At 67.8% G+C, this 13,097-nt stretch carries 14 protein-coding genes; 12 read left to right on the forward strand and 2 right to left on the reverse strand.

From position 1 onward, the window contains the following. Positions 1-29 precede the first annotated feature (29 nt). The 6 genes from JL11_RS08165 (at position 30) to JL11_RS08190 (ending at position 5,664) form a co-directional block, all read left to right on the forward strand. Positions 30-1,055 carry an SAM-dependent methyltransferase gene (locus JL11_RS08165; RefSeq protein WP_054765233.1) on the forward strand — a complete coding sequence of 342 codons (1,026 nt, stop codon included), beginning with the start codon at positions 30-32 and terminating at the stop codon, positions 1,053-1,055. A 22-nt stretch (positions 1,056-1,077) separates the two neighbouring features. Continuing rightward, complete coding sequence (locus JL11_RS08170; RefSeq protein ID WP_054765234.1) at positions 1,078-1,491, forward strand: DUF2177 family protein; 414 nt, start codon at positions 1,078-1,080, stop codon at positions 1,489-1,491. Positions 1,492-1,580: 89 nt separating this feature from the next. Beyond that, entirely contained in the window at positions 1,581-2,495 is a 915-nt protein-coding gene (locus JL11_RS08175) for an SGNH/GDSL hydrolase family protein (RefSeq protein WP_054765235.1), read from the forward strand. Between the two features lie 2 nt (positions 2,496-2,497). Continuing rightward, the gene (locus tag JL11_RS08180; RefSeq protein WP_054765236.1) at positions 2,498-3,760 is read left to right on the forward strand and encodes a GDSL-type esterase/lipase family protein; all 1,263 of its coding nucleotides are present in this window, start codon (positions 2,498-2,500) and stop codon (positions 3,758-3,760) included. Beyond that, positions 3,760-5,163 (forward strand): MBOAT family O-acyltransferase, encoded by a 1,404-nt coding sequence (locus tag JL11_RS08185; protein WP_054765237.1) that lies wholly within the window; start codon positions 3,760-3,762, stop codon positions 5,161-5,163. Before JL11_RS08180 ends, JL11_RS08185 begins: the two co-directional genes overlap by 1 nt. A 15-nt stretch (positions 5,164-5,178) precedes the next feature. After that, entirely contained in the window at positions 5,179-5,664 is a 486-nt protein-coding gene (locus JL11_RS08190) for a hypothetical protein (protein ID WP_054765238.1), read from the forward strand. Positions 5,665-5,713: 49 nt separating this feature from the next. On the opposite strand, the gene JL11_RS08195 is transcribed toward JL11_RS08190, so the two are convergent. Continuing rightward, complete coding sequence (locus JL11_RS08195) at positions 5,714-6,175, reverse strand: peptidylprolyl isomerase (protein ID WP_054765239.1); 462 nt, start codon at positions 6,173-6,175, stop codon at positions 5,714-5,716. Positions 6,176-6,247: 72 nt separating this feature from the next. Here JL11_RS08195 and JL11_RS08200 point away from each other — a divergent pair, with 72 nt between their 5' ends. Continuing rightward, positions 6,248-6,958 carry an RlmE family RNA methyltransferase gene (locus JL11_RS08200; RefSeq protein ID WP_054765240.1) on the forward strand — a complete coding sequence of 237 codons (711 nt, stop codon included), beginning with the start codon at positions 6,248-6,250 and terminating at the stop codon, positions 6,956-6,958. A 7-nt stretch (positions 6,959-6,965) separates the two neighbouring features. Here the strand turns inward: JL11_RS08200 and JL11_RS08205 are convergent, their stop codons facing one another. After that, entirely contained in the window at positions 6,966-7,514 is a 549-nt protein-coding gene (locus tag JL11_RS08205) for a DUF2061 domain-containing protein (protein WP_054765241.1), read from the reverse strand. 127 nt (positions 7,515-7,641) lie between these two features. Here JL11_RS08205 and guaB point away from each other — a divergent pair, with 127 nt between their 5' ends. Genes guaB through guaA form a run of 5 tightly spaced genes read left to right on the forward strand, consistent with a single transcriptional unit; the run spans position 7,642 to position 13,070 of the window. Further along, on the forward strand, positions 7,642-9,099 hold the full coding sequence (gene guaB / locus JL11_RS08210) for an IMP dehydrogenase (RefSeq protein ID WP_054765242.1): 1,458 nt from the start codon (positions 7,642-7,644) through the stop codon (positions 9,097-9,099). A gap of 4 nt (positions 9,100-9,103) precedes the next feature. Continuing rightward, positions 9,104-9,496: an MAPEG family protein gene (locus JL11_RS08215; protein WP_054765243.1), complete on the forward strand. Its 393-nt coding sequence runs from the start codon at positions 9,104-9,106 to the stop codon at positions 9,494-9,496. A 9-nt stretch (positions 9,497-9,505) separates the two neighbouring features. After that, positions 9,506-10,807, forward strand: a complete 1,302-nt coding sequence (locus tag JL11_RS08220) for an RsmB/NOP family class I SAM-dependent RNA methyltransferase (RefSeq protein ID WP_054765244.1) — start codon at positions 9,506-9,508, stop codon at positions 10,805-10,807. After that, positions 10,807-11,511: a 5'-methylthioadenosine/S-adenosylhomocysteine nucleosidase gene (locus JL11_RS08225; protein ID WP_054765245.1), complete on the forward strand. Its 705-nt coding sequence runs from the start codon at positions 10,807-10,809 to the stop codon at positions 11,509-11,511. Before JL11_RS08220 ends, JL11_RS08225 begins: the two co-directional genes overlap by 1 nt. After that, positions 11,508-13,070 carry a glutamine-hydrolyzing GMP synthase gene (gene guaA, locus JL11_RS08230; RefSeq protein ID WP_054765246.1) on the forward strand — a complete coding sequence of 521 codons (1,563 nt, stop codon included), beginning with the start codon at positions 11,508-11,510 and terminating at the stop codon, positions 13,068-13,070. Before JL11_RS08225 ends, guaA begins: the two co-directional genes overlap by 4 nt. The last annotated feature ends 27 nt before the right edge of the window (positions 13,071-13,097 follow it).

Consider the following 13,097-nt stretch of genomic DNA (forward strand, 5'->3'; position numbering starts at 1 on the left):
CCGCCGCAACCGCCGCATCAGAGCCGTCGATGAACCTGACCAATGTCGCCATTCGCCAGTTGCAGGACGCGCCGTTTCCGGACTTCGTGACCCGGCCGGCGATCGACAGTCTGGTGACGGAGGCGCGTCGGCGCCTGGATCGCGACGGCCCTCACGATCCGGCGGGCTTTGCGCGCGAGATGGCCGAGCGGGCGATCGCCGAACATGCGGATGCGGCGAACCGGCAGCATTATGAACTGCCGCCCGAGTTCTTCCGCCTGTGCCTGGGCGAGCGGCTGAAATACTCATGCTGCCTGTATCCGACAGGGACGGAGACCCTGGATCAGGCAGAGGTCGCGGCCCTGCTGGAGACCTGCGCCCACGCCGATCTGGCGGACGGGCAGACCATCCTCGAGATGGGCTGCGGCTGGGGCTCGCTGTCGCTGTGGATGGCCGAGACCTATCCTCGAGCGCGGATTACGGCGGTGTCGAACAGCCACGGCCAGCGCAAACATATCGAAGGCGAGGCGAGGGCGCGGGGGCTGACCAATCTGACGGTCGTCACCCAGGACATGAACCGGTTCGACACCGACCAGCGGTTCGACCGGATCGTCTCGGTCGAGATGTTCGAGCACATGGCCAATTGGCGCGCCTTGCTGACCAAGGCCCGGTCCTGGCTGAAGCCTGACGGGCGGATGTTCATCCACGTCTTCACCCACCGCGACGCCCCTTATCGGTTCGACCACACCGACAGCGGCGACTTCATCGCCCAGCATTTCTTCACCGGGGGGATCATGCCCAGCCGCGGACTGATCCGGCAGTTTCCCGACCTGTTCGCGGTCGAGCAGGAGTGGACCTGGAACGGCGGCCATTACGCCCGCACCGCCAATCACTGGCTGGCCAATATGGACCGCAACGCCGGGCGGGTCGCCGTGCTGATGCGCGAGACCTATGGGGCGGACGCCAAGCTTTGGACCCGGCGGTGGCGGCGCTTCTACCTGGCGACCGCCGGTCTGTTCGGCAACGACGGCGGCCGCACCTGGGCGGTCAGCCACTATCGCCTGAAACCGGCCTGAAAACCCGTCTGAGGAGTTTGTCGTGATCAAATATGTCTTCGCCTATCTGGGCGCCGGGATCACCTTCGCGGTGATCGACGCTGTCTGGCTGACCACCATGACCAACCGCTTCTACAAGCCGGTGTTGGGCCCGATCCTGGCCGAGAAGCCGGACATGAAGGCGGCCGTGCTCTTCTATCTGATCTCGATCGCCGGGACGGTCTTCCTCGCCATCGCCCCCGCCTTGAAAGAGGGAAGCTGGACCAAGGCGGCGATCCACGGGGCGGTCCTGGGCTTCGTCGCCTACGCCACCTATGACCTGACCAACCAGGCCACCCTGGCCGCGTGGCAGACCAAGCTGACCGTCGTCGATCTGATGTGGGGCACGGTCCTGACGACGATCTCGGCGACGGGGGGCTATTTCGCCGCGCGCTGGGCCGAGGGGCGGTTCGGCTGAAACTTCCGTTCGCCTGACAAGAGTCAGCCATGGCGCCCGGCGCATGTTAAGCTATAGGTAACCGCTTTACGTCGGAGGGGCGCCCCACTTTGCGTGTCGGCATAAACGGACTGACCTGGGCGCTGGTCGTCGGGGTGGTGATCGGCCTGGCCCTGACGCCGGACGGGCGCGGCTGGCTGCGTCATCCCACCCTGATGCTGGGCGGGTCGGCCGTCGCCTCGGCCAGTCCGCCGGCGAACCGCGCGCCTTCGCCCGAAATCGCGGCGCCGCCCGTCGCGCCGCCGCCGGCCGCTCAGCCCCTGGTCACGCCCTTGAAGGCTCGGCTGGCGCAGGGGCGTCTGAGCGTGGGGGTGTTCGGCGATTCCATGGCCGACGGCTTGTGGGCCGCCCTCTATCGCGATCTGAATCACCAGCCCGGCGTGACCGTGACCAAGTTCAGCGAGGTCTCCACCGGTCTGTCGCGCTACGACTATGTGGACATTCAGGCCAAGACTGAGCGACAGCTGCGCGAGACGCCGGTCGATGCGGCGGTGGTGCTGTTCGGCACGAACGACGCCCAGGGCATCAGTCTGGACGGGGTGATCCACGACTTCGGCACGCCGGGCTGGAAGGCCGCCTACGCCAAGCGGATCGACGACCTGGTCGGCCTGCTGCGCGCCAATGACGTCGCCGTCTATTGGGTCGGCCTGCCCAAGATGAAGCGCACCGGGTTCGACGCCAAGATGGCCGTGATCAATGCGGTGGTGCGCGAGCGGATGAAGGCTCTGGGCGTGCCCCTGATCGAGACGTCCGCCCTGACGGCGGATGCGGCGGGCGACTACGCCGCCTATCTGCCCGGCCCCAGCGGGCGGCCCCAGCTGATGCGGGCCAATGACGGCATCCACATGAGCATGGCCGGCTATCTTCGGATCGCCGCCCCGGTGGCCGAGCGGTTGAAGCGCGACGCCGGCCTGATCGAAGTCAAGACGGCCGATCCCCGGCTCGGCACCCCGCCCACCGGCTGATCATGAGCCTGGGGGCCGTGGGGGCGGCGATACTGATACTGGCGGGGCAGGCGGAAGCGCAGGCCGGAACGGGCGCTGTCGCCTATAGGCCGGTCGCGGCGCCGACGCCGGGCGTGTCTTCGATCTGTCCGGACGGCCTGTGCGGCGAGGCGGCCCTGGAGGGGCTGTTCCAAGCCCTGGAGGCGACGGAGGCCGGCGCGCGCGACCGCCCCGTCCATATCCTGCAGATCGGCGACAGCCATACGGCCGGCGACCGGATCACCGGCGCCGTGCGCGCGCGCTGGCAGGCCCGGTTCGGCGTTGGAGGACGAGGCGTTCTGCCGCCGGGCGTCCCCTACGCCGGCTATGCGCCGATGCAGGTGGAGGTGAGCACGACCGATTGGCCCATGCGGACCGATGTTTTGTCCGCCGGGCGTCTGCCGATCGGCGTCGGGTTCACAGGCAGCGAGGCGGACGTCGCGGACGGCGGGGTGATGGCCATAGCGGCCGAGGACGGCGCGGCCTTCGACAAGGTTCAGATTTGCGGAGAGGGTTGGCCGAAGGACGCCGAACTGACTCTGACGGGCAGCGCGGGCTTGCGGACGATGGTGTTTCCCGGTCCCCGCGACGAAATCTGGCAACCCGTGTGTCAGACCGCGATGTTCGACACGCTCCAGACGCGGCTCGAGATTCGCCCGACGGGCAGGGTGAAAATCCATGACGTGCGGCTGACGCGACAGGGGCCGGGCGTGGAGCTGTCCAATCTCGGCGTCGTCGGAGGGACCGTTCAGGATCTGGTGCTGAGGAACGGCGACTGGACGCGATTGGAGCTGGACGCCTGGCGGCCGGACCTGGTCATCATCGCCTTCGGCGTCAATGATGGATTCGCGCCGAACTTCAACGCCGACGACTATGAGTCCTGGCTGCGCGGAGCCTTGGCGGGCCTGCCTTCGGGCCTGCCTGTACTGATCCTCGGCGCGCCGGAGGGACTGAAGGCCGGAACCGCCGGACCGTGCGGCGGACGGGCCGCGCCCGCATCTCTGGCGGTGGTCCGGGACGTGCAGCGTCGCGTCGCGAGCGAGACGGGCGTCGCATTCTGGGACTGGTACGGACGCATGGGAGGCGACTGTTCGGCGGAGCGGCTGGCGACTGCGCCTGAGCCCTATATGCGGCCCGACCGGGTGCATTTCACTTCCCAGGGGGCGGAGTGGATCGGCGGGGTGCTGAGCGACGATCTGCTGGCCGCCTATGACCGCTGGAAGGCGGCGAAGGGGGAGGCGGACTGATGCTGTTTCCGACCCTGGCCTTCGCGGTCTTCTTCCTGTTCGTCTATCTGGTCAGCTGGAGCCTGGATCGAGAGAACGGGCGGCGCAAACTGTTCCTGCTGCTGGCCAGCTGGTTCTTCTACGCCCAGTGGGACTGGCGGTTCGTGGGGCTGCTGATCGTCTCGGCCGTGCTGAACTGGGGCGTGGCGGCCCTGATCGTGCGCAGCGACCGGGCGGGACGGCGCAAACTGTGGGTCGGTCTGGGCGTGGCGGCCAATCTGCTTATCCTGGGCTTCTTCAAGTATTACGGCTTCTTCGTCGAACAGGCTGTTGATCTGCTTGCCCAATTCGGTTGGGAGCGGGACCTGCCCCTGTTGCAGGTGGTGCTGCCGGTGGGGATCAGCTTCTTCACCTTCCAGGGCATCAGCTATGTGGTCGACGTCTATCGCGGCAAGACGGCGCCGGCCGAGAGCCTGCTGGACGTCATGCTGCTGATGAGCTTCTTCCCGCACCTGGTGGCTGGGCCCATCGTGCGGGCCTCGGACCTGTTGCCCCAGTTCGCCCGGGTGCCGCGGCTGACGCGCGAGATGGCGACCCATGGGCTGCTGCTGATCGTCTGGGGCCTGTTCAAGAAGACCGTGATCGCGTCCGAGCTGGCGACGCGGCTGGTGGATCCGGTCTTCTTCGATCCTTCGGCCTATGGGGCGATCGACATAGCGGCGGCAGTCTATGCCTATGCAGTTCAAATCTACTGCGACTTCTCGGCCTATTCGGACATGGCCATCGGGGTCGCGGCCTTGCTGGGCTATTCCTTCCCGCGCAACTTCGACCAGCCGTACCGGGCGGCCTCGATGCAGGCCTTCTGGCGGCGGTGGCACATCAGCCTGTCCAGCTGGCTGCGCGACTATCTGTATGTGCCGCTGGGCGGGGGGCGCAAAGGGCTTTGGTCGTCGTGCATGAATGTGATGATCACCATGCTGCTGGGCGGGTTGTGGCACGGGGCGGCCTGGACCTTCGTGGCCTGGGGCGCCCTGCACGGCGGGGCGCAGGTGGTGGAGCGTTTAGGGCGCGCGTTGGTCAAGGACCGCAAGGTCGTCCCGACCTGGCTGGGGGTTCTGATCACCTTCCACGTCGTCTGTCTGGGCTGGATTCTGTTCCGCGCCGAAACCTTCGATCTGGCGATGCAGATGTTGGTCGGCCTGGGTCGGTTCGAGGGCTTCAGCCTGTTGACGCCCTTTGTGCTGGCGTTGATCGTCGGCGGACTGGCGATGCACGGACTGCCGCCGCGCGCGGTGGAGGGGCTGGCCGAACGGCTGAAGACGGCGCCGTCGCCGACCCTGGGCATCCTCATCGGACTGGCGATCCTTCTGGTCGAGGCGATGCGGCCCGAGGGCGTGGCGCCCTTCATCTATTTCCAGTTCTGAGGCCTTGATCCGACGATGAGCGAGCCGACGGACCCGATCGACCCCTTTCCCACCCGCGCCCAGCCGCCGGTGTCGCCGTTTCCGCCGCTGGAGGAGCCGACGGCCGCCGATCCGCCCAGCGACTGGATCGACGCCGCCGACGCCCATGACTTGCCGACGCGGGAGAACGCCCTGGTCGCCCTCGGTCGTTTCGCCTTTCCCCCCGCCCCGCCGTTGGACGAGGAAGGGGAGGCGGCGCGCGCGCGGCGGTGGACCAGCCAGACCGTGCTGGTCGCCTGCGTCTTCCTGATGATCTTCAACGCGGGATCGGTGCAGAACTGGGCGCGCCAGCAGCCGCCGGGCTGGACTCAGTCAACGATTGATCGACTCGCGACGGTCTGGGTCGAACAACTGGCTCTGCTGGGGGCGGACCAGCCGGTCGAGGGGCTGCGGCAGCTGTGGCGCGAGGCGCAGACGCTGCGGTTCGACGGCGGCCGGGACAAGGCGGCGCCGGACGCCTGAGATCGCGCCGACGGCCAAGGCCGGCGCGATCTTTCGGTGTGGAGCCGGCTTAGTTGACGGTCGCCTTGACGATCTTGCCGGGGCTGTGCGGCGGCTCGCCCTTCGGCAGGGCGTCGACGTGTTCCATGCCGGACTCGACCACGCCCCAGACGGTGTACTGACGGTCCAGGAAGGTGGCGTCGTCGAAGCAGATGAAGAACTGCGAGTTCGCGCTGTTCGGATCGGCGGTGCGGGCCATGGAACAGACGCCGCGCACGTGCGGCTCGGCCGAGAATTCCTGCTTCAGGTTCGGCTTGTTGGAGCCCGAGGTGCCGGTGCCGGTCGGATCGCCGCCCTGGGCCATGAAGCCGGGGATGACGCGGTGGAAGACGACGCCGTCGTAGAAGCCTTCCTGGGCCAGTTCGGTGATCCGGGCGACGTGGTTCGGGGCCAGGTCGGGGCGCAGCTTGATGACCACGTCGCGGGCTTCGCCGTCTCCGGTGTCCAGGGTGAAGGTCAGGGTGTCGGCCATTTCGGTCGTCCTCTCGGGGTTGATTTGCGGCGGGACATAGCCCGCAACGCCGGTCGGGGCTATGTGGGAACGATGAGTGAAGACGAAAAGCCTCAAGAACGTCGTCGTATGGTGCGGCCGCCCAGCGGCGGAACGGCCGCCGGTCGCGGCATGGGCACGAAGATGAAGACGGCCGACACCAAGTCCATGTCGAGCCAGCAGTGGATCAAGCGCCAACTGTCCGACAAATGGTCCGAGCGGGCGCGGGCGGAGGGCTGGCGTTCGCGCGCCGCCTTCAAACTGATCGAGATCGACGACAAGTTCCGCCTGATCAAGCGCGGGTCCAAGGTCATCGACCTGGGCGCGGCGCCGGGCGGCTGGGTCCAGGTGGCGCTGAACCGGGGCGCGGGCGCCGTGGCCGGGGTGGACCTGTTGATGATCGAGCCGATCCCCGGCGCGACCCTGTTCCAGGCCGACTTCACCCACCCCGGCGTGGATCAGCAGCTGATCGAAGCCATCGGCGGACAGCCGGACCTGGTTCTGTCGGATATGGCGCACAACACGGTCGGCCACCGCCAGACCGACCACCTGAAGATCATCGCCCTGATCGAAATCGCCGCCGACTTCGCCATCCGCACCCTTCGGCCCGGCGGCGCCTTCGTCTCCAAGAACTTCCAGGGCGGCGACGCCGGGGGCGTTCTGGCGCGACTGCGCGAGGAGTTCGAGACGGTGAAGTACGTCAAGCCGGAGTCCAGTCGGAAGGACAGCGCCGAGGTGTTTCTGGTGGCGTTCAATAAGCGCTAGGCGGCCTTCAGGCCGTCGCGGGTCTACGGGCCGCGCGGCGTTCTTCCATCCGCGACCAGACCCGGTCGTGCAGGGTGAAGAAGACCGTCTGAACCAGGGGCTCGATGACGCCGATGGCCAGGGCGGCGCGGATGTCCTGGGTCAGGGCGAAGGCCACCAGGACGGCGACGGTGAAGTGCATGACGCCATAGGTCACGGTCTTGACCGCCACCTGTTTCAGCGAGCGGGGCAGGGCGTGGCTGTGGCCATGGCCGTGGTTGTCGTGGACGCGGGCCTGTTCCTCGGGCGACATGATGTCGAGCCGAGCGGTGAAGGCCTCGGCCGCCTCTTCGATGTTCGAGGCCATGCGGCGGCGTTCGATCCGGTGCCAGACGCGGTCGTGGATCGAATAGGCGATGGTCTGAAAGAAGGGCTCGACCATGCCGACGGCCAGGGCGATACGCCAGTCGCGGGTGATGGCGAAGGCCACGAGAATGGCCACCACGAGGTGCATGACCCCGTAGCTGGCGATCTTCAGGGCCAGTTTTCGCGCGGTGCTGAGGATGACGCCGACCATGATGCGAGAATGGTCATTGGGGCGCTGGGTTGCAAACCAATAAAATCTATCGGGTGCATAAGCCGCAAGACCCTTGCCCCCGACCCCCGCACCCCGTTATACGCGGCCCGCAAAACGGAGACTCCCCATGGAGATACGCGAAGGACTGACCTTCGACGATGTTTTGCTGGAACCCGGCCCGTCCGAGTTCATGCCGGCGATGGTCGACGTCTCGACCCAGCTGACGCGCGACATCAAACTGAACATCCCGCTGCTGTCGTCCGCCATGGACACGGTGACGGAAAGCCGCCTGGCGATCGCCATGGCCCAGTCCGGCGGCCTGGGCGTGCTGCACCGCAACATGACCATCGAGGAGCAGGCCGATCAGGTCCGCGCCGTGAAACGCTATGAGAGCGGCATGGTGGTCAATCCGGTGACGGTGAGCCCCACGACGACCCTGGGCGAGGTGCGCGAGATCGTCGAACGCAAGAAGATCACCGGCTTCCCGGTGGTCGATCCCAAGTCGGGCAAGCTGGTCGGCATGCTGACCCACCGTGACATGCGTTTCGAGAGCGATCCGAACGTCACGGCCGCCTCTCTGATGACCACCGGCGACCTGATCACGGTGCGCGAGGGCGCGAGCCGCGAGGAGGCGCGCGAGCTGCTGCGCACCCGCAAGATCGAGCGGGTCATCGTGGTGGACGAGGATTATCGGGCTGTCGGCCTGATCACCATGAAGGACATCGAGAAGGCCCAGGCCTTCCCGAACGCCGCCAAGGACGAGCAGGGCCGGCTTCTGGTCGGCGCCGCCTCGACGGTTGGCGACGCCGGCTTCGAACGGGCCATGGCCCTGGCGGAGGCGGGCGCCGACGTGGTGGTGATCGACACCGCCCACGGCCACTCGGCTTCGGTCGGCCAGGTGGTCGAGCGGATAAAGCGCGAGAACAACCGTATCCAGATCATCGCCGGAAACGTCGCCACCTATGACGCGACGCGGGCCCTGATCGACGCGGGCGCCGATGCGGTGAAGGTCGGGATCGGTCCGGGGTCCATCTGCACCACCCGCATCGTCGCGGGCGTGGGCGTGCCCCAGTTGACGGCCGTGATGGACGCCGCGCGGGCGGCCAAGGGATCGGGCGCCTCGGTGATCGCGGACGGCGGCATCAAATATTCGGGCGACCTGGCCAAGGCCATCGCGGCCGGGGCGAACGTGGCCATGATGGGCTCGATGTTCGCCGGCACCGATGAGAGCCCCGGCGAGGTCTTCCTGTATCAGGGCCGGTCCTACAAGTCGTACCGCGGCATGGGTTCGGTGGGCGCCATGGCGCGCGGCTCGGCCGACCGCTACTTCCAGAAGGAGGTCTCGTCCGAGAAGCTGGTGCCCGAGGGCATCGAGGGCCAGACGCCTTACAAGGGGCCCATCGGTCCGGTCCTGCATCAGCTGGTCGGGGGGCTTCGCGCCTCCATGGGCTATGTCGGCGCCGGCACGATCCCGGACTTCCAGGAGCGCGCCCGCTTCGTGCGCATCACCGGCGCCGGCCTGCGGGAAAGCCATGTCCACGACGTGATGATCACGCGCGAGGCGCCGAACTACAGACAGGGGTAAGGCCATGACGACCGAACTGACCTATCTGGCCCTGACGCTGATCCTGGCGCTGGTTCAGGTCTTCCTGCCGGCCGGGGCGCGCACGGCCGAGTTCGGTTCGAAATGGAACGCGGGTCCCCGCGACGAGACGCCGGTGGCGACCAAGCCGCTGACCGGCCGTCTCGAACGGGCTCAGGCCAATCTGTTCGAGACCTTGCCGCTGTTCATCGGCGCCGTGCTGATCGCCCATGTGGCGGGTCAGGACAGCCCCCTGACCGTGTGGGGGGCGACCCTCTATTTCTGGGCGCGCGTGGTCTATCTGCCGCTCTACGCCCTAGGCCTTCCCTATATCCGGTCGCTGGTCTGGCTGGTCTCGCTTGCGGGCCTGGTCATGATCTTCGCCGCCCTCTTCATCTGAAAGTCCGCATTGACCCCAGCCGCCCGTCTCGCCGCCGCCGCCGCCGTCCTGGACTCCATCGCCCAGGGCCGCCAGCCGGCGGAAACCGTCCTGAAAGCCTGGGGGACCGCCAACCGCTACGCCGGGTCCAAGGACCGGCGCGCCATCGCCGACCGGGTCTACAAGGTGCTGCGGGCGCGCGGCCGCCTGTCGTGGATCATGGGCGGGCGCGAGGACGGCCGGGCCCTGGTGATCGGGTCTCTGCACGCCATCGACGGCCTGTCGCTGGAAGAGATCGAGGCCCTGCACGCGGGCGACGGCTACGGCCCGCGCCCCCTGTCGAAACAGGAGCGCAGCCGGATCACCGCGGGGGAGGGGGAGCTTCCCGGCTGGGTCGCCGCCGGCCTGCCCGACTTCGTGGTTGAGGATTTCAAAGCGACCTTTGGCGACGGTTGGGCCGAGGAGGCCCACGCCCTGATGGCGCCGCGCGCGCCGATCGACCTGCGGGTCAATGACGCGGCCGTCACGGTCGATGAGGTCGAGGCCGAACTGAAGGCCGCCGGGCTGGACGTTTCGCGCACGCCCTGGTCGGCCGTCGGCCTGCGCGTGCCGTCGGAACCGCCGCCCAACATCCAGGCCCTGGACGGCTTCAAGGCCGGCAAGTTCGAGATCCAGGACGAGGGCAGTCAGGTCGTCTGCTGGCTGGCCGGGGCGCAACCCGGCGCGACGGTGGTCGACTATTGCGCCGGCGGCGGCGGCAAGACCCTGGGTCTGGCCCAGGCCATGAAGGGGCAGGGGAGGCTGACGGCCTCCGACGTGGTCAACAAGCGGCTGGAGAACATCCGCCCCCGCCTCCAACGCGCCGGCGTCGAGGCGGACCTGATCTTGATCGGTCAGAACGGCGGGGGGCTGGAAGCGTTGAACGGACAGGCCGATCTGGTCTTCGTCGACGCCCCCTGTTCGGGCTCGGGCACCTGGCGGCGTCGGCCCGAGGACGCCTGGCGTCTGACGGCGGACGAGGTCGAAAAGCTGCACGCCCTTCAGGTTCGCATTCTGGGCCAGGCGACCAGGTTGGTGAAGCCGGGCGGCCGTCTGGTCTATGTCACCTGTTCCATGCTGGCGCGTGAGAACGAGGCCAGCGCCGACGCCTTCGAGACCGCCCATCCCGAGTTCAAACCGGTTCCCGTCGCCGATCTGCTGGCCGCGCCGCAACTGACCGAGGCCGCGCGGGTCAGGATCGCGGAATGGGCGTCGGGCGCGCGTCTGCGGCTGTCGCCGGCCTCGGCGGATACTGACGGCTTCTTCGCCGCCGTCTATCAGCGGGCCGTTTGATGGGGGCGGGGCCGACGCGGCACGGCGGGGTTTCGGTCCTCTATGTCATGGCTGCGCCCGCCGAATACGGCGACTGTCTGCGCGCCCGCATACAGCCCCTGATGACCGGCGTCGGCCCGGTGGAGGCCGCCGTGGCCCTGACCGCCGCCTTGGCCCGGCTGGAGGCGGCGGGCGATCCGCCCGACCTGATCGTGTCCCTGGGGTCGTGCGGCTCGCGGGTGCTGGAGCACGCCTGCGTCTACCAAGCTTCTTCGGTCGCCTATCGCGACATGGACGCCAGCCCTCTCGGCTTTCCCAAGGGGGTGACGCCTCTGCTGGACCAGCCTGCGGTCCTGCCCCTGCCTTGCCCCATCCCGGGCCTGCCGACCGCCACCCTGTCGACCGGCGCGAACGTCGTCTCCGGCGCCGCCTATGACGCCATCGACGCCGAGATGGTGGATATGGAGACCTGGGCCCTGGTCCGGGCGGCCCAGACCTTCGGCCTGCCCCTGATCGCCCTGCGCGGCGTGTCGGACGGTCGGAGCGAGCTGAAGGCGTTGGAGGACTGGACCTCCACCCTTTGCCATGTGGACGAGAACCTGGCCGCCGCCCTGGACCGTCTGATCGCCGTCCTGGAGGCCGACGGCCTCGCCGCGCTTGAAATTCCGGCCTTACACGGCCAAGACCCCGCGCAACCTCCCGCCCCGGATTCGATCACGCCATGACCACGCCGCACGACCACCGATCAGTCCTCATCGTCGATTTCGGCAGCCAGGTGACCCAGCTGATCGCCCGCCGCCTGCGCGAGGCCAGCGTCTATTGCGAGATTCACCCGTTCCAGAAGGCGGAACAGGCCTTGGCGGCGATGAAGCCTGCCGCCGTCATCCTTTCGGGCGGGCCCGAGAGCGTCCACGAAGAGGGCAGCCCCCGCGCGCCCCAGGCCGTGTTCGAGGCCGGGGTGCCGGTCCTGGGCATCTGCTACGGCGAAATGACCCTGTGCGAACAGCTGGGCGGCAAGGTCGAGGGCGGCCATACGCGCGAGTTCGGCCGCGCCGCCATCACGGTTCAGAAGGATTCTCCCCTGCTGGCCGGCCTGGCGCCGGTGGGCGAGGATGAGGAAGTCTGGATGAGCCACGGCGACAAGATCGTCGCCATCCCCGAGGGCTTCGACGTGGTGGCCTCGTCCGAGGGCTCCCCCTATGCGGTGATCGCCGACGAGACGCGGCGCTTCTACGGCGTCCAGTTCCACCCGGAAGTGATGCACACCCCGCGCGGCCACCAGATGCTGAAGAACTTCACCCACGGCATTGCGGGGCTGAAGGGCGACTGGACCATGGCCGCCTATCGCGACGAGAAGATCGCCCAGATCCGCGAACAGGTCGGCGACGCCAAGGTGATCTGCGGCCTGTCCGGCGGCGTCGACAGTTCCGTCGCGGCCGTGCTGATCCACGAGGCCATCGGCGACCAGCTGACCTGCGTCTTTGTCGACACCGGCCTGCTGCGCAAGGACGAGGCGAAACAGGTCACCACCCTGTTCCGCGAGCACTACAACATCCCGCTGATCCATGTGGACGCGTCCAAGGAATTCCTCGGCGAGCTGGCCGGGATCTCCGACCCCGAGACCAAGCGCAAGACCATCGGCCGCCTGTTCATCGAGGTGTTCGACCGCGAGTCCGCCAAGATCGAGGGCGCCGAATTCCTGGCCCAGGGCACCCTCTATCCCGACGTGATCGAGAGCGTCTCCTCGTCCAGCGGCAAGGCCCACGTCATCAAGAGCCACCACAATGTCGGCGGCCTGCCCGACTATATGAAGCTCAAGCTCGTGGAGCCCTTGCGCGAATTGTTCAAGGACGAGGTCCGGGCGCTCGGTCGCGAACTGGGCCTGAGCGACGCCTTCGTCGGCCGCCACCCCTTCCCGGGACCGGGCCTGGCCATCCGCATCCCCGGCGAGATCACGCCCGAGGCGGTCGAGACCCTGCAACAGGCCGACGCCATCTATCTGGAGGAGATCCGCAAGGCGGGTCTGTACGACCAGATCTGGCAGGCCTTCGCCGTCCTGCTGCCGGTCAAGACCGTCGGCGTCATGGGCGACGCGCGAACCTATGAAAAGGTGCTGGCCCTCCGAGCCGTCTCCTCCACCGACGGCATGACCGCTGACTTCTACCAGTTCCCCTGGGACGTCCTGGCCAAGACGGCGACCCGCATCATCAACGAGGTCCGGGGCGTGAACCGCGTGGTCTACGACGTGACGTCCAAGCCGCCGGGGACGATCGAGTGGGAATAATTCGGGCCTTTCGAGAGCTTTCGAGAA

Source organism: Brevundimonas sp. DS20, from assembly GCF_001310255.1.
GTDB lineage: Bacteria > Pseudomonadota > Alphaproteobacteria > Caulobacterales > Caulobacteraceae > Brevundimonas > Brevundimonas aurantiaca.

What these genes read in the sequence shown, in the direction of transcription:
- JL11_RS08200 (WP_054765240.1), top strand. Translation starts at nt 6,248, where the DNA reads ATGAGTGAAGACGAAAAGCCTCAAGAACGTCGTCGTATGGTGCGGCCG.
- JL11_RS08190 (WP_054765238.1), top strand. Translation starts at nt 5,179, where the DNA reads ATGAGCGAGCCGACGGACCCGATCGACCCCTTTCCCACCCGCGCCCAG.
- JL11_RS08205 (WP_054765241.1), bottom strand. Translation starts at nt 7,514, where the DNA reads ATGGTCGGCGTCATCCTCAGCACCGCGCGAAAACTGGCCCTGAAGATC.
- guaA (WP_054765246.1), top strand. Translation starts at nt 11,508, where the DNA reads ATGACCACGCCGCACGACCACCGATCAGTCCTCATCGTCGATTTCGGC.
- JL11_RS08185 (WP_054765237.1), top strand. Translation starts at nt 3,760, where the DNA reads ATGCTGTTTCCGACCCTGGCCTTCGCGGTCTTCTTCCTGTTCGTCTAT.
- JL11_RS08225 (WP_054765245.1), top strand. Translation starts at nt 10,807, where the DNA reads ATGGGGGCGGGGCCGACGCGGCACGGCGGGGTTTCGGTCCTCTATGTC.
- JL11_RS08215 (WP_054765243.1), top strand. Translation starts at nt 9,104, where the DNA reads ATGACGACCGAACTGACCTATCTGGCCCTGACGCTGATCCTGGCGCTG.
- JL11_RS08180 (WP_054765236.1), top strand. Translation starts at nt 2,498, where the DNA reads ATGAGCCTGGGGGCCGTGGGGGCGGCGATACTGATACTGGCGGGGCAG.
- JL11_RS08195 (WP_054765239.1), bottom strand. Translation starts at nt 6,175, where the DNA reads ATGGCCGACACCCTGACCTTCACCCTGGACACCGGAGACGGCGAAGCC.
- JL11_RS08165 (WP_054765233.1), top strand. Translation starts at nt 30, where the DNA reads ATGAACCTGACCAATGTCGCCATTCGCCAGTTGCAGGACGCGCCGTTT.
- guaB (WP_054765242.1), top strand. Translation starts at nt 7,642, where the DNA reads ATGGAGATACGCGAAGGACTGACCTTCGACGATGTTTTGCTGGAACCC.